Consider the following 19392-nt stretch of genomic DNA (forward strand, 5'->3'; position numbering starts at 1 on the left):
CCACCGCCGATGATCAGAATCCGGGGACGTTGCATAAGAGATCGCTCCAGGGTTGGGCGAGGGGTCCGGTCAATCCTCCGACGAAGGGCTGCCCGGCGCACGTCGGATGCGCCGGGCGAGTACTTCGGGTACCCCGCAACCGTGACCTTCACGCGCTCTTCCCCGAGCGCTACTTCTCCGATCCCTGCTTCCCCAAGCTCTGCTCGACGACCGAGGCGACGCGCCGGGCGACTGTCGAAATGACCGAGGTGTCGCGCCGCACCTGCGCGAGAAGGAGCGCGCCCTGCAACGAGGACAGCACGAGTTCGGCGAGCTCGGCGGCCTCGTCATCGGCGGCACCCCACCCCCGCAACGACTCGGAGAGACCGAGCAGCCAAGTGTCGTAGGTGAGTCGGCAGACATCGCTGATGGGCCCGTCACCCCCCGCCTGCTCCAGCGCGACCGTGGCGACGGGACACCCGTCCCGGAAACCGGACTCCCTCAGCTCGTCGGCGAGCAGTTCACCGACCCCGACGACGGCGTCCCGCGGCCCGGCGGCAGAGCTCACGACCGAGGCCATGCGCTCTCCGAGCTCACCCCCTGCGAGCGCCACGGCCTCGGCCGCCAGCTGCTCCTTGCCCTGCGGAAAGTGGAAGTACAGCGACCCCTTGGGGGCACCGCTCTCCGCGAGGACCTGATTGAGGCCCGTCGCGCCGTAGCCCTGCCGCTGGAAGAGATCGGCGGCCGTACGCAGGATGCGGGCGCGGGTTTCGCCGCGTTTCTTGGTCACGTACGAGAGATTAGACCGACCAGTCTAGAGAGAACAAGCAGGGGAGAGCCAAGGCGAGCCGGTGCGGCTCAGATGCCTGGCCGGTAGCGCATGGGATGGTCCTCCGGCACCTCGACGATGACGATCTTGACGCCGTCCGGGTCGGTGATCCACATCTCCACGAGCCCCCAGGGCTCCTTCACCGGCTCCCGCGCGACCTCCACCCCCCGCGCCACGAAGTCCGCGTGCGCCGCCCGCGCGTCCGCCACCTGGAGCCACAGCTGAAGGCCGGGTACGGGCGGGGTCTGTGCGCGGCCGGAGACTTCGAGGAAGCCGCCGCCGAGGAAGTAGACCGTGCCGCGCTCGGGGCCGGTACCGAACTCGCGGTGGACGGCCAGGCCGAGCGCGTCGCCGTAGAACGCGCGGGAGCGCTCGGGGTCGGTGGGACGGAGAAGGATCCTGCTGCTCAGTACATGCACCATGCAGTCGCACCTTAGTGGGGGGATACCCTCGGCGGTGCCTCGCCCACGCCGCGCCGGACAGCGGTGGGCCAGAGAGATCGGAGAACCCGCCCCATGGACACCGCACCGCGCCCCAGCACGAGCGACCTCACCTTCCGGGACGCCACCGACGCGGACGTCGACGTGCTCGTCTCGCTCATCGAGTCGGCATACCGAGGCGACTCCAGCCGGGCCGGCTGGACCACGGAGGCGGACATCCTCCAGGGGCAGCGGACCGACCCGCAAGGTGTCGTCGACGTCATCAAGTCGCCGGTCAGCAAGCTGCTCACGGTCGAGCGCGACGGCGATGTCGTCGCCTGCTGTCAGCTCGAACACCGCGGCGAGCACGCCTACTTCGGGATGTTCGCGGTGAGCCCGGCGCTCCAGGGCGCGGGCCTCGGCAAGGTGATCATGGCGGAGGCCGAGCGGACCGTGCGCGAGGCGTGGGGCGCGAAGGAGATGCACATGACCGTGATCTCCGTACGCGACGACCTCATCGCCTGGTACGAGCGGCGCGGCTACCGCCGTACGGGAAAGATGACCCCCTTCCCGTACGGCGACGAGCGGTCCGGCATTCCGCAGCGGGACGACCTGCAGTTCGAGCTGCTGGTCAAGCCCCTGACCTGAGCGCGGCCCGGAGCGCCTGAGCGCGGCCGGGAGAAGAGGTCAGGCCGTGAAGCGGCCCGTCCGCTTGATGTCCGGATAGTCCGTGGTCGCTCCGTCCAACTGCAGCGCGCGCACGAGCCGCAGATCGTCCTGTGTGTTCACGACCCAGCCGATGATCCGCAGGTCGGCCTTCCTGGCGCGCTCGGCGACCTCCAGGGTCAGGCGCCTGATGTTCAGCACGAGGGTCGTGGCGCCGACCGCCGTCGCACGCTCCACGACGTCGGTGCCGAAGCGGCTCGCGACGAGCGCGGTGCGGACGCCCGGGACCAGGCGTGCGATCTCGGCGATCGCCTCGTCGTGGAAGGAGATCACCTCGACGCGGCCGATCAGATCGCGCCGGTGCATCACCTCGGCGAGGGCGCGGGCGGCGGCCACATCCTTGATCTCGGCCTGCAAAGGCGCCTGCACGGCGTCCAGGACCTCTTCGAACACGGGGATGCGCTCACCGCGCCCCGCGTCGAGCTCCCGCAGCTCGGCCAGGGTCTTCTCGGCGATCGGTCCCTTCCCGTCGGTCGTACGGGCCACGTCGGCGTCGTGCATGACGACGAGGGCGCCGTCCTTGCTCAGATGCAGATCGAGCTCGATGAGATCGAGGCCCGCGGCTTGCGCGGCGATGAAGGACCGAAGGGTGTTCTCGGGTTCGACACCCATGACCCCGCGGTGACCGATGGTGAGGAAGTTCAAGGTTCACTCGCTTCCGTCGACGGCGGCTCGGCGGCCGCGAGGTGAGGACGGATGGCCACGCGGCAATGTCGCAGCCTAACGGCCCGCCTCGGTGAAGGAACCGCCCGTACGGGGGTGCCCCGAAGAATCGGAGTCGTCCGCTCTCATTCCCACGATCCCGAGCAGGAGCCCGGTGATGACGGCGGCGACAAGGACGGCGCGGGTGCTCACAGGTGCACTGCTCCATACGGCGGGGTCGGCTGACACCGTCCGTCCTACCGGCCGGAAGCCCCGCACCGCGAGCAACGTCACCCGTGGGTGGGCGAGTCCTCAGGGGGTTGACCTGAGGGAACGAAGTCGGCCGTTTCCGCGAGATCGGCGAGCATCGCCTCCGCCAGTTCGATCTCCGCCTCGAGACGCCGGCCGCTCCAGCGGAGCGCGATCTGCGGATGCGTCCACGCCTCCTGCCCGTCCGCGCGGGCGAGCGCGTCGTGCACCTCCTTCAGCTCGCCCCGCGTGTGCGCGATGTGCTCGCTCACCAGGGCCCGCAGATGATCCGGCGCCGCGAGATGCCCGAGCCAGACCCGGAGGAGCAGCGGATGCTTCAGGACGGGCGGCCCCGCGTCCTCCGCGCCCCCCGCCCATCCGACGAGCGCGGCACGGCCCTCTGCCGTGATGGCGTACGACCGCTTCGCGCGGGGCTCCTCGGGTCCCGAGCGCCGCGACGTGGCGTACCCGAGTGCTTCGAGGCGGCGCAGCTCGGCGTAGATCTGGCTGATGGCGGGCGCCCAGTAGAAGTGCCGGAGGGAGGCGTCCGCCCACTTCTTCAGTTCGTAGCCGGTCCGCTCCCCGGGGAAGGAGAGCAGGCCGAGCACGGCCCACGCGGTCGGCGGCAGCTCGGCGGGCGCCTTGTGCTTCGGTGAGGTGGGTCCAGGGGCTGCCATATGACTGATTGAAGTGAACGTCACATCGTTGGCGCAAGACGTGTGCGGTGCGAAGGGCGTGCGGGGGTATAGGGGGTTCATGAGTGATCTCCCGACGCCGCACATCCGCAGACTGCTCGGCGCCACCGACCGCTTCGCGTTCCGTGGCGTGGCCGCCCGCTCCTGGCCGGCGGCGCAGCCCGTCCTGCCACGACTGAGCCGCAGTGCCGACCACGGACTGCTGTGGTTCGGCATCGCGGCCGGAATGTGGGCCTTCGGCGGTGCGCGCGGCAGGCGCGCGGCCGTGCGCGGTGTCGCCTCCCTTGCCCTCGCGTCGGCCACGGTCAACACCCTGGGCAAGAGCGCGGTGCGCCGCTCCCGGCCCGTCCTCGACACCGTGCCGGTGATACGGCATCTCTCCCGGCAGCCGATCACCAGCTCCTTCCCGTCCGGGCACGCGGCATCGGCGGCGGCCTTCGCCGCCGGTGTGGCCCTGGAGTCGCGGGGGATGGGCGTGGCCGTCGCCCCGGTCGCGGCATCGGTGGCCTTCTCCCGCGTCTACACCGGAGTGCACTACCCCAGCGATGTCCTGGTCGGCGCGGCCCTTGGCGTGGGCGCCGCCTACGCGGTGCGCGGCATGGTGCCGTCCCGGGCGCAGCTGCCACCGCCCGCACGGCCCCGTACGGACGCGCCCGCGCTGCCGGAGGGTGAGGGCCTCGTCGTCGTGGTGAACCCCTCTTCCGGGGCCCAGCCGCAACTCCTCGACCCGGTCAGGCAGTTGAAGACCGCCCTGCCCAAGGCAGAGGTGATCCTCTACGAGGAGGAAGCGGGGCCCCTGCCCAAGGTCCTGGAGGAAGCGGCCAGGGAGGCGGCCCGGCGCGGCGGAGTCTTCGGCGTGTGCGGGGGAGACGGCACGGTGAACGCCGCCGTGACACCGGCCCTGCGGTTCGACGTGCCGCTGATGGTCCTTCCCGGCGGGACGTTCAACCACTTCGCCGCGGACCTGGGCGTCGACACGGTCGCGGACGCCTGCGCCGCCCTCGCCACGGGCAGTGCCGTACGGGCCGATGTCGGCCGGATCAAGCCGCTGGCCGGGATCGGTCCCGACGGCCGGTCGTACTCCGAGCCGGTGTACTTCCTGAACACCTTCAGTCTCGGCGCCTACCCCGAACTCGTCCGCATCAGGGAGGAGTGGTCGCCGAAGGTCGGGGGTCCGCCCGCCGCCCTGCTCGGCGTCGCCCAGATCATCCACACGGGGCGGCCGCTGCGCGCGGTGGTGAACGGCAAGGCCCGCTCGATGTGGCTGCTCTTCGCGGGCAACGGCGCCTACCGCAGCACCGGCATCGCCCCGGTGCGCAGGCACGACCTGGCCGACGGCCTTCTCGACGTCCGCATCGCGGGCGGCGGGCGCTTCGCGCGCAGCCGCCTCCTCGCCGCGGCGGTGGCCGGTCAGCTGGCCAAGACCCGTCTGTACGCGTCCGCCAAGGCCCAGCGCCTTGTCATCTCCGGCCTGCCCGAGGGCACCCAGATGGCGTACGACGGTGAACTCGCCCCCGCGCCCGCAGCGCTGCTCCTCGACAAGCTCCCCGAGGCGCTCACCGTGTACCGGCCGATCGCCGACTGACCGCCGACTGACCGCGACGCGGGCCCGGAAGGCATTACGCCAAGCGGCGCACACTCGGCGTGCGCTCCGGGCCCGTCGCCAGTGTGCTGGCCCTCATGGGCTACGACATAGACAGCCCGCGTGAAGCGGGCACCACACGACGTGACGTACTGAGCGTCGCCGCGGTCCTCATGGCCGGCGGCGCCTTCACGGTGGCGGGACCGGCGCCGCACGCAGCCGCGGAATCAGACGGCGGCTGCGGCGTCGGCTACGACGAGGAGTTCGAGGCGGCTCTCGCCGAGGCGGACGAGGCGATCCCCGAGACCCGCGCGCTCGCCCCTGAAGGACCGCCCGGCAGATTCGCCCTGCCGCTGCGCCGTGGCTTCCGGGTCACCGCCCGCTACGGCGTGCGCGGCAACTGGATCGCGGGGCACCACACCGGCATCGACCTCGCCGTCCCGCAGGGAACCCCGGTGCACGCCGTCGGCGGGGGCACCGTCGTCCTGGCGCGCTGGTCGGGCGCGTACGGCAAGGCCGTGACGGTGCGGCTGCGGGACGGGCACTACTCCGTGTACGGGCACCTCTCCCGCATCTCGGTCCGCCAAGGGGCCCGGATCGGCACCGGGGACCGGATCGGCAGCAGCGGGGCCACGGGGCGCGCCACAGGCCCCCACCTCCATCTGGAGATCCGGGCCAAGCGGGGCTACGGCTCCGACATCAATCCGGTCACCTATCTCGCGAGGCGCGGGGCCCGGTTGCTGTGAGGCGCACGGGGTTCGGGTGACTCGGTACTTACTGTCGAGTAAGGTCTGCCTCCCGTCGCCATCTCAGGAGGCAGCATGCCGTCCGCATCCCGTTCCCCCATGCTCCTGGCCGGTCTGCTTGCCGGTGCGGGAGCAGCTCACTTCGCCGCCCCGAGGCTGTTCGACCACACCGTGCCGCGCGTCCTGCCCGGATCGCCGCGCACCTGGACGTACGTGAGCGCCGTGGTCGAGTTCGGGCTCGCGGCCGGAGTGGCGCTGCCCCGCACCCGGCGCCCCGCGGCCCTTGCCACGGCTGCCTTCTTCGTGGGCGTGTTCCCCGCCAACGTGCAGATGGCGGTGGACTGGCGCCACCGCCCCGCCCCGCTCAAGGCCGCGGCGATAGGCCGCCTCCCGCTCCAGGTACCGCTCGTGCTGTGGGCCAGGAACGTGGCGGGGGCGGCGCGTCGCGTCGGAGGCGAGCCCTAACGCACGCCGCTGCGGCCCGCGACCGCCGTGGAGGTCGTCGTGGTGTGGGCCAGGCGCGCGGTCCGCGTGGGGACGTCGACCGTGTAGGTGTCCACGGTCATGGCCCGCTCGGAGACCTTGAGCACCATGAACCCCACGTCGGAGAAGTTCTGCCAGGCGGCGGGGTGGTCGAAGTGGGCCCGGCCGTCACCGGACTTGGCGGCGGCCCCGCAGACGATCTGGCGGGTGCCCGCCGTACGGGTCGTGGGCTCAAGGACCTGGAGGGTGTGGTCGTGCCCGGACAGGATCAGATCGGCCCGGCCGCACACCACCTGCTCGTACAGCTCCTTGAGGTGGATCCCGCTCGTGTAGTGGCCGATGACGAAACCGTCGTACGAACCCGCGCTGCCGTGCTTCCCGTTGTTCAGGTAGGGATGGTGGCCAAGCACCACCTTCCAGCGGGCCCGTGACGCGGTGAGCGCGGCGTCGAGCCACTGGCGCTGGGCCCGCATGTAGGGGCCGTCCCACCGGTAGCGGGACGACGTCTGGGCGACCGTCGAGGCGACCGGGTTGGTGTCAAGGGCGAAGAACTCCACGACCGGGTCGCCTCCGCCGGGCCCCTCGGACGACGGCAGCGCGACGTTGTAGTAGCGGCTCGGCATGTACCAGCGCGGCGATGAGGCCGCGTAGGAGACCTCGCGGTCGCCGCGCGAGGGATCACCGCCGCTGCCCGGGATCAGGCCCGAGCAGTCGTGGTTGCCGAGGACCATGAGCCAGGGGACGTCGATGCCGGTGTTGGGCGTCTCGAACTTGTCCCGGAACTCGGAGTCGTGGTCGGACTCGGGCCCGTTCTCGTAGATGTTGTCGCCCAGGCCGACGGCCAGCGAGATCTCCTCGTCACGGCAGACCCGCCGGGCGGCCTCGGTCACGGCGAGCTGCTCCTCGCCGCCGGTGCCGGAGTCCCCGGTCACCAGAACGGCGAACTCTCCCTTCCGGTTCGGCTCCTCGGGGAACGGGAACTTCGCGACGCCCTGCGCCGCCGCGGCCTGCCCCGCACCCCACGGCAGCGCGGCGAGGGCGGCTCCGGCGGCCGCACCGCCGAGCAGCGTGCGCCGGCCAAGGGCGATGGCCTGTGGCCCCCATGTGTCGGCAAGGCTCCGGGCGAGCGGCGCGTCGGCTTGGAGCCACTGCTTCTCGGTCAAGTCCGCGCGCGGCGGGATCAGTTCGTCATCGCACATTCGAGCGTTCTCCCATATCGGCGCGGACAGGGGAAGACGATCAGGCGAATTGCCGGTGGCGATCCGATCACCGGGCCGGTGAGGCGGGCTTCTTCAGCTGACCCCGAGTTCGTGCAGCGCGGCGCCCACCAGTGTCTGTACGCCCGGCAACAGGACCGAGAGATCCGGGGCGAACAGGGGGCTGTGGTTGCCCGGCACGCCGGTGATCTTCTCGGCGAGTTCCTTGCCCGGCGCCGCCTGCCAGGTGGCGTGCGACGTCGAGGGCACGAACCAGAAGTCGTAGGGCACCCCGGCGGGCACGAGAAGGGAGAAGTCCTCGCTGCCCATCGCGGGACCGAAGTCCAACACGCTTGCCTTGCCGAACAGTTCGCGGTGCACCGACGCGATGTCCGCGTCGAGCGCGGCGTCATTGACGGTGGCCGGGAAGCTCGCGCCGACGGTCACATCGGGCGGCGCGGGACACCCGGCGGCCTGGCACTCTCCCTCGACGATGCGGCGGACGGCGGAGAGGACCCGCTCGCGCACCGCCATGTCCTGCGTACGCAGGTTGAGGCCGAGCCGGGCCTCCGCGGGGATGATGTTGGGCCGCTGCCCGGCGTTGAACTGGCCGGTGGTGAGCACCACCGCGTCCGACGCGGACACCTCACGGGACACCACGGTCTGCAGCCGGGTCACGATGTACGCGGCCGTCACCACCGGATCGACGGTGGCCTCGGGCCGTGAGCCGTGGCCGCCGACGCCGTGCACCACGATCTCCACGTTGTCGGCGGACGACATGATCAGCCCCGGCGTGTGGGAGACGAGGCCGACGGGCCCGGGGGCGACATGCTGGCCGAAGACCGCGTCGGGCCGGGGGAAGCGCTCCTGAAGCCCGTCGGCGACCATCGCGTTCGCTCCGCCGCCCGCCTCCTCGGCGGGCTGCCCGATCACCACGAGGGTGCCCGACCAGGTCTCCCGGGCCGCCGCGAGGGCCTCGGCGGCGAACGTCAGCCAGGTGACGTGCATGTCGTGGCCGCAGGCGTGCATGACACCGTCGACGGTGGAGGCGTAGGAAAGGCCCGTGGTCTCCGTGACGGGCAGCGCGTCCATGTCGCCGCGCAGCCACACCACGGGCCCGTCGCCGTTCGCCAGGACGCCCACGACGCCGGTGCCGCCCACACCGGTGGACACCGCGTACCCGGTGCCGCGCAGCCGTTCGGCGAGGATCCCGGCCGTGCGGTGCTCCTGGAAGGAGAGCTCGGGGTGGCGGTGCAGATCCTGGTAGTAGCCCTCGATGTCACTGGCACTCAGCCCCGAGGTGACGTCCAGGGCCTGACTCGCTGCGGTTGCTGCCTTGGGCATGCGGCTCCTCGCGTCTCGAGACGGTCGTATTCACCTTCGCACAAGGCGCGCAGCGGGACAGCCGCCGATCGCAGGGCTCCCCGGCGCGAGGGGGGACCTGGCACACCACGGCTGGCCACTCAGTGGCACGACTCGGCCTTCCTGGAGAGCATGGACGGCGGCAGGCTGGGTTGCGCAGGGCGGGGAACGATCAGGAGAGGAGAACCGCGATGCGATACATCAAGCTGCGTGACCTGGAGGTTTCCCGTATCGGTCTGGGCGCGATGGGCATGTCCCACGGCTACACCGACTCCGGGACCGACGAGGCGGAGTCCATCCGCACCATCCATCGGGCACTGGACCTCGGCGTCACCTTCATCGACACCGCCGAGATCTACGGCCCGTACGTCAATGAGGAGCTCGTCGGCCGCGCCCTGAAGGGGCGCCGTGACCAGGTGGTCCTTGCGACGAAGTTCGGCCTCGTCTCGCACGCGGGCGACGGAGCATGGAACCTCGACAGCACCCCGGCCAACATCCGCACCGCCGTCGAAGGCTCCCTCAGGCGCCTGGGCACCGACCACATCGACCTGTACTACCAGCACCGCGTCGACCCGAACACGCCCGTCGAGGAGACCGCGGGTGCCGTGGCCGAGCTGATCGCCGAGGGCAAGGTCCGCACGTTCGGCCTGTCCGAGGCCGGACCTGACACCATCCGGCGCGCCCACGCGGTCCACCCGGTCACGGCCGTCCAGTCGGAGTACTCACTGTGGACCCGTGGCCTGGAGGAGCGCGTACTGCCGCTGCTGCGCGAGCTGCGCATCGGCCTCGTGCCCTTCTCGCCGCTCGGACACGGCTTCCTCACCGGCGCGATCCGTTCCACCGACGACTTCAAGGAGGGCGACTTCCGGCACGGCAACCCGCGCTTCACCGGCGAGAACTTCCGGCGCAACCTGCGTATCGCCGACGAGGTCCAGGCCGTCGCCGCCGAAGCAGGTGCCACCCCGGCCCAGACCGCCCTGGCCTGGCTCCTCGCCCAGGGCGACGACATCGCCCCCATCCCCGGCACCAAGCGTGTCCACCGGGTCGAGGAGAACACCGCCGCCGACAGCGTCGAGTTGACCCCCGCGCACCTCGCGAAACTCAGCAGCCTGCCGCCGGCCGCCGGAGAGACCCACCCGGAAGGCGCACGCCAGATGCTCGAACGCTGACGAGCGCCCGGTCCGTCCCGGCAATGCATCAACTGATCTCCCATGCAGGAAAGTTGATGTATTCCCAGGACATGCTCCAGTACGCTCCGTGCAACATTGACCACCCGCCGCGCGGTGGTCACGTACGGCACGGGGGTGCGCCGGATGAGCCGGGAGCTGGGATTCGAGGGGCTCATCGAGGACGAAGACTTCTTTCCCCGGCTCCTCGGCCGCAACGCCCGGGGCCGCGACGAGAAGCTCCTGTACGGGCCCGACCTGCCCGTCGTGCTGCTCACCGGAGGTCCCGGCATGGGCAAACAGCGGCTCCTCGAACTGCTGCGGGACCAGTTCGGGCGGAGGGTCCCGGTGGCGTACGTGGACTGCGCGGACGCACGGTACGCGGAGGAGGCCGCGCGGCGCGCCGCCTGCCGCTCGGAGGCCACGGAGACGATGTACGACATCGCGCTGCGGATGAGCGAGTGGGAGGGGCCCGGCGGGGCGCTGCCCACGCCCCGCTTCTTCGCCGGGATGGCGGCGGTGGCGGCGGGCGCACGGCTGCGCCGCCGCGGCCTCGAGGAGGAACTGGCCCGCTACCGCGTCCTGTTGCAGACGCGCAGGGCACTCGGCCGGTTCATGCGCAATGTGCTGACCGGCTATCTGTCCGCGCTCGCCGGAGTGGTCGCCCCCGCGGCAGCGCCACTGGTGGGCGCCGCCCTCACGGAGTTCCTGGAGAATCTGGCGAGCACCGGCGCCGAACCGGTGCGCGCCACCTACGGCGACTATCCCGGCGCCGCGGGCAGCGCGGGCACCGGCCTGCGACTGCTCGCCCACGACTTCCAACAGGGCGCCGACGAACAGAAGTTCGCGGAAGGATTCCTCTTCCGCGCCCTGCGCGAGGACCTGGACGCCGCCTACACCGGATTCGGCGCCGCACTCACCCGGGTCGGCCGCCCCGCAGTGCTGCTGCAGCACGCCAACTGGCCGGTGGGCCGCGGACTCCTCGCGGCGGCGCTCGACGACCGGGCCCAGGGCCACCGCGAGCGCACGGTGCTCGTGGCGAGCGAACGGGCGGCGGAACCCCTGTTCCTCGCCGACGAGCCGCGCACCGAGGAACTCGCGGACTACCGGCCGGACCAGGAGGAGCCGCCCCGCTGGCAGCGGCTGCCCGCGCGCGGCCGTCTCGGGCAGGGCGTGCTGCTCCTGAGGATGCCGCTGCTCACCACCGAGCACATCAACAAGGAGCTGCAACGGCACACCGGCGGAGCGCCGGAGGCGGCTCGGCTGCGCCGGGCACAGAGCGCCGTTCACCGGCTCTCCGGCCGCCGCCCCCGAACAGTGCAGCGCCTCGTCGAGTCGGCCGGAGACCTGCCGGAGCTGGACAACGACCGAGAACTCCTCGACCAGTCCGCGGCGCTCGACGGGGAGCCCCTCGCCGTACGGGACGTCCTGCTCGCCGAGTTGGTGCTCGGACAGCTCCCCGAGCGGCTGCCCGTAGAGCACACCGACCGCTGGCTCGACCTGCTGACCCAGCTGTCGGTCGCGCACACCGGTGACTGCGCCCGCGCCCTGCTGCGCATACCGCAACTGGAACAGACGGCGGGCGGGCTCACCGCGGACGAGGTGGGGCGCTACCTCCTGGAGAGCGGCTGGCCCGCCTGCGAGCGGCACTTCATAGGTGACTTCGGCCTCCGTCAGCTCCTGATGAGCAGGCTGCACGGGCCGCCGGACGCGGGCGACGAATGGCGCCGCAACCACGGCCTGCTGCACGCCCACTACCAAAGACGCGCCGAGACCCCCGACCGTGCCTTCGGCACCACCGCGGCCCACGGCCTCAACCACGACCTGGTCGCCCACGGCCCCGAGCGCGCCATACGCCACCTCGCCGTCAAGTTCCCGGTGTACGGCGAGGGCGCCGAGGAGTGGTGCGACCAGCTGCTCGCGCTCGCCCAGGCCCCCTCACCCGGCGGCGACGACGAGCGGCACGGCCGTATGACGGTGGCCCGGATCGAAGGCACCAAGCTGGAGCGCCAGCTGGACGAGCTGCTGCACGCCGTATGGCTCTGCGAGGAGCGCACCCGGCCGCCGGACATCGAGGCGGCCAACCGGATGACGCACCTCATGCGGGAGCTGGCCAGGGAGTACGCGGAGGCGGCGCCCGTGCTCACCGCCAGGGCCGGACGGTGGGAGCGCCGCGCCCGCAACCGGCAGCCGCTGCAGTCCTGTTCCTGCACGGCCCACATCGGAGAGGGGAGCTGAGGGGATGTTCCGGACCGCCGCCGACTGGCTGCACGAACACCTGTGGAACACGCTGCTGAAGAAGATCATCACGTGCGTCGTCGCCGCCCTCCTCGCCGTGGGGGCGTACGGCCTCGTCTCGCGGCTCACCGAGCAGGCGGGCAGCTGCGCCGACGGCGTGACCAAGTCCGGTGGCGAGTGCATCGGCGTCAACGGCTCCGGCTACGACTTCGGGGAGCCGCAGATCGCCCCGGTCGCGGCCCGGATCGCCGAGGAGAACCGCCGCATCGACAACCAGCCGCATGTCACCGTGGCGATGATGCTCCCGCTGCAGCCGGAGTCGAAGGCCGAACGGCGGCAGCTGCGCAGCGAACTGCAGGGTGCCTTCCTCGCGCAGTACCGCGCCAACCGGGAGCCGGGGAAGCCGGTGGTGCGCCTCGTGCTCGCCAACCCGGGCAAGGACTACCTCCGGCAGGACGAGGTGGTGCCGGATCTGGTGCGGATGTCGCGCTCCGGGAGCGACAACCTCCGTGCCGTGACCGGGTTCAACCTCTCCCTGGACGCCACGAAGGAGGCGGTGCGCAGCCTCACCGAGCAGCAGGTGCCGGTGCTCGTGGCGCGGGCGTCGGCGAGTTCCCTTGCCAACGCGGAGAGCAAGGACGGGACGTACGACTTCAAGGGTCTCGCCCGGATCATCCCCACCAACGAGCAACAGGCCAGAGCCCTTGCCGCCTACAACGGCAGCCGCAAGGACCGGCAGACCGTCCTGGTCCGCGACACCCGGCCCGACCCGTACGTCCGCTCGCTCGCCCGCGCCTTCCAGAAGCTGCCGGAGGACGGCCCGGCAGGACCCGACGACATGACCTTCACGTCCCCCGGGGTCGCCGACCCGGGCGACGTCGACAACCAGTTCAGGCCGACGGTCAACACGATCTGCAACTCGGGCGCGGACACCGTCTACTTCGCGGGGCGCTCGACCCATCTGCGGCTGTTCCTGAAGAGCCTGGCCAAGGAGGCGTGCGCGGAGCGGAAGTTCACCGTGGTGTCCGGTTCGGACGCGGCCTCGCTGAACAACCGCATGACCGACGAGGACTGGGCCGAACTCCGGGACGGCTCGGGCAAGCCCCGCATGACCGTGCAGTACGCGGCGCCGGCCCATCCCGACGCCTGGCTCGCCGAGGTGCGGAAGTGGCAGGCGGACGAGGAGAAGCGGACCGGCAAGAAGCCGCCCGAGTCGAAGGCCCCAGGATCGCTGCGCGACCCGTTGGCCGAGCTGCAGCGACTTGAGGACACAGTGGCCGCGCTGAAGGCGGCGGGACGCGACATCGGTGACGTGGAACTGGGCGACTCCCGCACCATGATGGTGCACGACGGGGTACGCACCGCGGTCGAGGCGATCCGCGGCGCGAAGCCCACCGGGGAAGCCGCGCCCTCCGCCGAGCAGGTGGGAAACCGCTGGGCCACGATGCAGTCCAAGAACCGCGTGAACGGCACCAGCGGCCGCATCTGCCTCACCAAGGCGGGCAACCCGTACGACAAGCCGCTCGCGGTCGTCGAGCTGAGACCGGGCACGAAGGCGGGCCCGGGCACGCTGGACTTCGTGGGCCTTGCCTGGCCGACCGGCAAGCGACAGCCGGAGGACTGTGTCGTACGGAGCGGGTGAGGGCGAGGGGCGCGGGGGAGGGGCAGAGGGAGGGGAGCAGCGTCAGCGGATGACGTCGAAGACGTTCTTCTGAAGTCCGTTGGCGTACGCCTCGTGCTCGACGAGCTCCAGCTTCTGGGTGTCCTTGTCCGTGTCGCTGAACAGCCGCTTGCCCGCGCCGAGCAGCAGCGGGAAGACGAGCAGGTGGTAGCGGTCGATGAGACCGGCGTCGGAGAGGTTCCGGTTCAGGGTCGCGCTGCCGTGCACGATGATCGGCCCTCCCTCGGTCTTCTTCAGCGTGGCCACGTCGTCGAGAGAGCGCAGGATCGTGGTCCGACCCCAGTCCGACACCAGATCGCCTTCGGTGAGGCTGGTGGAGACGACGTACTTGGGCATCACCTTGTACTCCGCGAACTCCTCCATGCCGGGCCAGACCGGGCTGAACGCTTCATAACTGACCCGCCCCAACATCATCGCCGAGGCCTCCTGCTGCTCCCGGCCCTTGATCTCGAACGCCTCCGGGACGAACTCCACGTCCTTGAAGGTCCACCCGGAGTTCCGGTAGCCGGGCTCGCCACCCGGCGCCTCCACGACACCGTCGAGCGAGACGAAAGCGGTGCTGATCAATGTACGCATCTCAAGATCTCCTGGTCGGTCACCGAGGGTTGCCGCTCCATCCTCGCGGCTACGGAGTCTTTGACCGAGATACACGCGGGAACTCATCGGCGGAGCCGGGCTTGGTCATCCCGGAGTTCGGAAAGGCGTTGTCCGCTCCTGCCTGCTCGTTCTACCCTGGCGCCGAGGCCCGCCCCCAGCCCCCGGAACGGCCCGACCGCTCCGCTCACGCTCCGGCGCCGAGCGGAAGGCACGTCGGTAACTCAGGCTGCCGGGTCCGTACTTCCTTGCAGCGGACGCACGGACACCGGCCTGTCCCGCCGGCTGTTGGACCAGGAGGGCCACTCCCGCGGCCCCTCGGCCACCAGCTGGTGCGGACACCTGCTCCTGGGGCGCCAGGGGGAGCCTGCCCCCAGGAGCGCCGCGGCCGCCGCCGCCGAATTCGGCGGCGGCCGCAGGCTCCGGCAGCACCGCCCACTGCCCGGAACCCACCCCCGTTTACCCGCCTTCCACAGCCCGACACCACCTTGTGATGAGAGGGCTCGGCGCCCGTCAACTCGTGCAGATCGTCTTCCCGCTGCCGCCATCGGGGTGAGCAGCGGATACGGTGCTCTGGTGACTGATGGGGAGGGGACGGTGCCCGGGACCGCGCTGCTGATTGCGGCAGCGCCGGTCGGCAAGGCCCGTATGGTGGACGCGGCCTCCGTGCTGCCCGTGCTCGCTGCGGTGTCACCGGCGGTGCTCGCCGGGACCGCGACAGCGAGTGTCGTGGAGCTCGCGGACCCGCTGGATCCACAGACAGTGCTCACCAGGCTGCGCGCGGCCGCGATGGCGCCGGGGCCTTTGACGGTGTACCTGGTCGGGCAGTTGCATCTCGACCGCCGTCAGCAACTGCAGCATGTGGCGCTCGCGCGGACCACGGCGGCGACGGTGCGCTACACCGGGTTCCCCTGGCACTGGATCGCCCAGGAGCTGCGGCTGCGCCCGCCGGGCAGTACGACCGTCATCGCCGATCTGCACGCCGATACGGACAGCTGGCAGCAGCTGGCGCGGCGTCCCCTGGACGTGGGGACGGGCGTGGCTCTGTACGGCAGGGTCGCTCCGCCGCCCGGTCGGCGTGCCGTCGCGACGCCCTCGTACATGAAGGCCCTTGCGACGGTCCTGCGCAGCGGGCACCGGCCGCCGCTGCCGGACCTGCACCAGCACGTCGTCGCCCAGGCGATGGAGGAGGGTGCGACCGACATCGTGCTGTTCGCCGACCCTGCCGTCGCCATGCCCGGAGGCGGTCTCGGAGGCGGTCTCGGAGGCGGCCTCGGGGGCGGCCTCGGCGGTGGCCTCGAAGGCATGCCCACCCGAGCGCCGGTGCCCGCCCAACAGCAAGGCCCCACCCCCGGCGCACCACCTTCCGCGGCACCGGTGGCCGCTGGTGCGGATCCGCACGCGGCGATCACCAAGGCCGTGGAGGCGGGGCGGCACGGCGAGGCCGCGGCCATGGCGGCGACGTGGGAGCAGGAGGCGCTGCGCACGTACGGGGCTTCATCGCCCGAGGTGGTGCACTGGATGGAGGTCCGCGGACATCTGGCGATCTTCGCCAAGGATCCGGGCCGCAGCTGCCGGATCTGGCTGGCCGTGGTCTCCGCCAGGCTCACGGCGGGCCAAGCCCTCGACGCCCCCGATGTCGAGGCCGCCGCGGACCTGGCCCACCACCAGTGGGAACAGGTACGCGACCCTGACACCGTCCGCGAACTCGGCCCGGCCCTCGTCGCGTTGCGCCGCCGCGTACCCGGCCGTCAGCGCGGCACGGTGAACCTCGTCCAGCAGCGACTCGTGCAGTTCCACACGCAGGTCGGCTGAACTCCGGTCTACGGCCTGGACGGCAGCCCGTCGTGGTTCGGTGCGCCGAACCACATGGGCAACCGGCCGTCCAGGTCCCGCTGGTCCTCACCGACCCACGCCACGTGACCGTCCGGCCGCAACAGCACGGTGGGCACGTCCAGTTCCTCGCTGACGTCGACGACGTGGTCGATCCGGTCGGCCCATCCGGCGACCGAGAGCCGGCCGGTCCGGTCGAGCAGCAGCCCGCGGCCTTCGTGCATCAGCTCGTAGAGACGGCCCTGCTTCAGCTCCACGTCCCGCATCCGCAGCCCGAGCAGCTCGTGGCCCTCACCGAAGTCGTAGCGGACGTCGACCGCGGTGATCATCCCGGTCACGTACCGGTTCACCTCCTCGAAGTCCATCAGCCTGGAGAACAGCTCCCGCAGCGCGGTCGCACCCGGATCGGTCCCGAGCAGCGTGATCTGCGCCCGGGTGTTCTCCAGGACGCGGGCCCCCACCGGGTGCCGTTCGGCGTGGTAGGAGTCGAGGAGCCCCTCGGGCGCCCAGCCTTCGACCGCCGCGGCCAGCTTCCAGCCCAGGTTGAACGCGTCCTGCACGCCGAGGTTGAGGCCCTGCCCGCCGGTCGGCGGGTGGATGTGCGCCGCGTCCCCGGCGAGGAACACCCGGCCGACCCGGTAGCGCTCGGCCTGCCGGCTGGCGTCGCCGAACCGCGAGAGCCAGCGCGGCGCGTGCACGCCGAAGTCGGTGCCCGCGTGGGCCCGCAGCTGCTGTCTGAAGTCGTCGAGGGTCGGCTCGGTCGCACGGTCCTCGGTCACTCCGTCGGCGGGTACGACCACGCGGTAAAGGCCGTTCTCGCTGGGGGCCACCCCGAACCGCAGTTGGGTCTTGCGCACCTCCTCGACCACGGAGGCGATCGTCGCCGGATCCTCGGTGACCTCCATCTCACCGAGGAGCGTCTCGACGGTCGCGGGCCGGCCGGGGAAACCGACGCCGAGCAGCTTGCGCACGGTACTGCGGCCGCCGTCGCACCCGACGAGATAGCGCGAGCGCAGGTGCGTGCCGTCCGCAAGGCCGACGGTGACCCCGGCCGCCCCGTCGCCGGTCCTCTCCTCGGTCTGGCTCAGCGCGACCACTTCGCAGCCGCGCCGGATCTCCGTACCGAGTTCGACCGCACGCTCATTGAGCAGCCGCTCGGTGACCGGCTGCGGCGTGGCGACGCCGTACGGGTGCGCCGTGTCCAACCGTTCGGGCCACGCCTTCACGATGCCGCCGAAGAGGCCGCCGACCTGGAACTTCTCATTGACCGCGAGGAACCGGTCGAGGAGACCGCGCTGGTCCATCACCTCGACGCTGCGCGCGTGCAGGCCCTGGCCGCGGGACTGTTCGGTCGGTTTCACCGACTTCTCAAGTACGGCCACGTGCACACCGTGCAGACGCAGCTCGCTCGCCAGCATCAAACCGGTCGGACCGCCGCCGACCACGATCACATCAAACATGGAGACCCCCGTTCACGACGTTCGTGACGTTGAATGCAACGTCGTCGAGGACGTGATTCTGCGGCAGTACCCGGGTCTTGCCGCAAGGCCCCCCATGCGCTATATGTTGAGAGTGGCAGGGAGTGCGTACGCTCCTTGCCATTGTCGTGTCCGGCCGCGAACTTCACGCGTCACACGGCTTGGGCCCGCCGCGCGGGTGCTTCGGCCTCCCAGGCGTAACCGTCCAGGTCGGTGAAGGCCCCGGCGTCGCCGCTGATCATGAGCCGGTGGGATCCGGTGCCCTCGGGCGGGACACCCAGATCCTTGGCGAGGGCCCGGCGTCGGTACAGCGCCAGCTTGAAGGGGCCCGACCCACTCTCGAACTCGCAGTACGCGGGGCCGAAGCTCTTCGACACGGCGAGGCCCTGGCCGACGTAGAACCGCTTGCTCGCGCTCATGTCCGCGACTCCGAGCAGGAGCACCATCTCGTCGATCTGCCGGGTGGCGGGCCCGGTGTCCTTCTTCGCCGAGGTCGCGATCTTCCAGATCGCCCCGTCAGGGGCCTGTACGACACCGCCGTACCCCCAGAGCGATTTCGTGGCGGGCTTCAGCGAGGTGGCACCGGCGTCGACGGCGGTGTCGATGAGGCTGTTGACGTCGGCGGGCTGGGACACGGTGAGCGCCAGCGTGAACCCACGGAAGCCGGTGCTGGGCTCCTGAGAGGCACGCAGACGCAGCTGCGTGTCCAGACCGAAGGCGGCGGAGTAGAAGCGCTGGGCGGCCGTGGTGTCGGCCACGTCGAGGATGACGGATTCGATGGATGCCATGACGAACAAGCTAGTCAGGGGGCGGTCACTGGTGCTTCTTCATTCCTGACCGGTATTTCTGGGCGGTATTCCGGATCGGCGTTTCTGACCTGGATACGATCAACTCCATGGGGCGCTCCATACCGATAGAACCGCTGTCCGAGCCACTCACGGATGAAGTGGTCGCCTTGAGACTGCGGCGCGATTCGGATCTTCCTGCCATCGGGGCGGCGAGCCACGACCCCGAGACGCGTCGCTGGCTCGACGACGAACCCATGGACGAGGCGGCTCTCGGCACCAGCATGGCGAAGGCCGAAGAAGCGTGGCGGAGCGGCCGGGCGGCCCCGCTGCTGATCGCGGATGCCGCGACGGACGAGCCGGTCGGGATCATCAACCTGCAGTTCCGGGACGACGAGGTGGCGACCGTCGCCTACAGCGTCTTTCCCGCCCATCGCGGCCGGGGCATCGCCCCGCGGGCCGTGCGACTGCTCGCGGGATGGGCCTTGAACGACCTCGGACTGACTCGACTCCTGCTCGAGGCCGCGGCGGAGAACACGTCCTCGGTCCGGGTTGCCGAGAAGTGCGGGTTCCGGCGGATCGACGAGCGCGTCGGGGCTGGCGGGGCTGGCGGGGAAGGCACGCCCGCGACGGTTGTGTTCGCCTGCACGAAGGACTGACCTCGCACGGGCCTGCTCAGTGGCACCGCGCTCACCCCCTGTGTCTGTCC

General features: G+C 71.1%; 19 protein-coding genes. 9 read left to right on the plus strand and 10 right to left on the minus strand.

The features are described from left to right. Positions 1–169: 169 nt before the first annotated feature. Positions 170–769 carry a TetR/AcrR family transcriptional regulator gene (locus ACWFRJ_RS37235; protein ID WP_453541469.1) on the minus strand — a complete coding sequence of 200 codons (600 nt, stop codon included), beginning with the start codon at positions 767–769 and terminating at the stop codon, positions 170–172. Between the two features lie 68 nt (positions 770–837). Beyond that, complete coding sequence (locus tag ACWFRJ_RS37240) at positions 838–1230, minus strand: VOC family protein (RefSeq protein ID WP_453541472.1); 393 nt, start codon at positions 1228–1230, stop codon at positions 838–840. Between the two features lie 93 nt (positions 1231–1323). On the opposite strand from ACWFRJ_RS37240, the gene ACWFRJ_RS37245 reads away from it, so the two are divergent. After that, positions 1324–1875, plus strand: coding sequence for a GNAT family N-acetyltransferase (locus ACWFRJ_RS37245; RefSeq protein WP_453541475.1), 552 nt, complete (start codon positions 1324–1326; stop codon positions 1873–1875). Positions 1876–1914: 39 nt separating this feature from the next. Here ACWFRJ_RS37245 and ACWFRJ_RS37250 read toward each other — a convergent pair whose 3' ends face one another. The 3 genes from ACWFRJ_RS37250 to ACWFRJ_RS37260 all read right to left on the minus strand — a co-directional run bounded on the left by ACWFRJ_RS37250 (position 1915) and on the right by ACWFRJ_RS37260 (position 3521). Next, positions 1915–2598 carry a glycerophosphodiester phosphodiesterase gene (locus tag ACWFRJ_RS37250; protein WP_453541478.1) on the minus strand — a complete coding sequence of 228 codons (684 nt, stop codon included), beginning with the start codon at positions 2596–2598 and terminating at the stop codon, positions 1915–1917. Positions 2599–2673: 75 nt separating this feature from the next. After that, the gene (locus ACWFRJ_RS37255) at positions 2674–2808 is read right to left on the minus strand and encodes a hypothetical protein (protein ID WP_453541481.1); all 135 of its coding nucleotides are present in this window, start codon (positions 2806–2808) and stop codon (positions 2674–2676) included. A 77-nt stretch (positions 2809–2885) separates the two neighbouring features. Then, on the minus strand, positions 2886–3521 hold the full coding sequence (locus tag ACWFRJ_RS37260) for a PadR family transcriptional regulator (RefSeq protein WP_453541484.1): 636 nt from the start codon (positions 3519–3521) through the stop codon (positions 2886–2888). A gap of 79 nt (positions 3522–3600) precedes the next feature. Here ACWFRJ_RS37260 and ACWFRJ_RS37265 point away from each other — a divergent pair, with 79 nt between their 5' ends. From ACWFRJ_RS37265 to ACWFRJ_RS37275, 3 genes are all read left to right on the plus strand, one after another. After that, complete coding sequence (locus ACWFRJ_RS37265) at positions 3601–5124, plus strand: phosphatase PAP2 family protein (RefSeq protein WP_453541487.1); 1524 nt, start codon at positions 3601–3603, stop codon at positions 5122–5124. 95 nt (positions 5125–5219) lie between these two features. After that, positions 5220–5867, plus strand: a complete 648-nt coding sequence (locus ACWFRJ_RS37270; protein ID WP_453541490.1) for a M23 family metallopeptidase — start codon at positions 5220–5222, stop codon at positions 5865–5867. 75 nt (positions 5868–5942) lie between these two features. Next, on the plus strand, positions 5943–6332 hold the full coding sequence (locus ACWFRJ_RS37275; protein ID WP_453541493.1) for a DoxX family protein: 390 nt from the start codon (positions 5943–5945) through the stop codon (positions 6330–6332). Here ACWFRJ_RS37275 and ACWFRJ_RS37280 read toward each other — a convergent pair. Next, on the minus strand, positions 6329–7549 hold the full coding sequence (locus ACWFRJ_RS37280; protein ID WP_453541496.1) for a metallophosphoesterase: 1221 nt from the start codon (positions 7547–7549) through the stop codon (positions 6329–6331). The genes ACWFRJ_RS37275 and ACWFRJ_RS37280 overlap by 4 nt on opposite strands. Before the next feature lie 93 nt (positions 7550–7642). Continuing rightward, positions 7643–8890 (minus strand): amidohydrolase, encoded by a 1248-nt coding sequence (locus ACWFRJ_RS37285; RefSeq protein ID WP_453541499.1) that lies wholly within the window; start codon positions 8888–8890, stop codon positions 7643–7645. Between the two features lie 209 nt (positions 8891–9099). On the opposite strand from ACWFRJ_RS37285, the gene ACWFRJ_RS37290 reads away from it, so the two are divergent. From ACWFRJ_RS37290 to ACWFRJ_RS37300, 3 genes are all read left to right on the plus strand, one after another. Further along, complete coding sequence (locus tag ACWFRJ_RS37290) at positions 9100–10077, plus strand: aldo/keto reductase (protein WP_453541502.1); 978 nt, start codon at positions 9100–9102, stop codon at positions 10075–10077. 96 nt (positions 10078–10173) lie between these two features. After that, complete coding sequence (locus tag ACWFRJ_RS37295) at positions 10174–12312, plus strand: hypothetical protein (RefSeq protein WP_453541505.1); 2139 nt, start codon at positions 10174–10176, stop codon at positions 12310–12312. Positions 12313–12316: 4 nt separating this feature from the next. Beyond that, complete coding sequence (locus tag ACWFRJ_RS37300) at positions 12317–13954, plus strand: ABC transporter substrate-binding protein (RefSeq protein ID WP_453541508.1); 1638 nt, start codon at positions 12317–12319, stop codon at positions 13952–13954. A 42-nt stretch (positions 13955–13996) separates the two neighbouring features. Here ACWFRJ_RS37300 and ACWFRJ_RS37305 read toward each other — a convergent pair whose 3' ends face one another. Continuing rightward, entirely contained in the window at positions 13997–14569 is a 573-nt protein-coding gene (locus ACWFRJ_RS37305; protein WP_453541511.1) for a dihydrofolate reductase family protein, read from the minus strand. 615 nt (positions 14570–15184) lie between these two features. On the opposite strand from ACWFRJ_RS37305, the gene ACWFRJ_RS37310 reads away from it, so the two are divergent. Then, the gene (locus ACWFRJ_RS37310) at positions 15185–16402 is read left to right on the plus strand and encodes a hypothetical protein (RefSeq protein WP_453541594.1); all 1218 of its coding nucleotides are present in this window, start codon (positions 15185–15187) and stop codon (positions 16400–16402) included. An 8-nt stretch (positions 16403–16410) separates the two neighbouring features. Here ACWFRJ_RS37310 and rox read toward each other — a convergent pair whose 3' ends face one another. Both rox and ACWFRJ_RS37320 read right to left on the minus strand, forming a co-directional pair. Further along, positions 16411–17880, minus strand: a complete 1470-nt coding sequence (gene rox, locus ACWFRJ_RS37315; RefSeq protein WP_453541514.1) for a rifampin monooxygenase — start codon at positions 17878–17880, stop codon at positions 16411–16413. A 170-nt stretch (positions 17881–18050) separates the two neighbouring features. Next, positions 18051–18686, minus strand: coding sequence for a glyoxalase (locus tag ACWFRJ_RS37320; RefSeq protein ID WP_453541517.1), 636 nt, complete (start codon positions 18684–18686; stop codon positions 18051–18053). Positions 18687–18793: 107 nt separating this feature from the next. On the opposite strand from ACWFRJ_RS37320, the gene ACWFRJ_RS37325 reads away from it, so the two are divergent. Beyond that, positions 18794–19342 (plus strand): GNAT family N-acetyltransferase, encoded by a 549-nt coding sequence (locus ACWFRJ_RS37325; protein WP_453541520.1) that lies wholly within the window; start codon positions 18794–18796, stop codon positions 19340–19342. Positions 19343–19392 lie beyond the last annotated feature (50 nt).

The organism is Streptomyces sp. NPDC055239 (genome assembly GCF_053606205.1).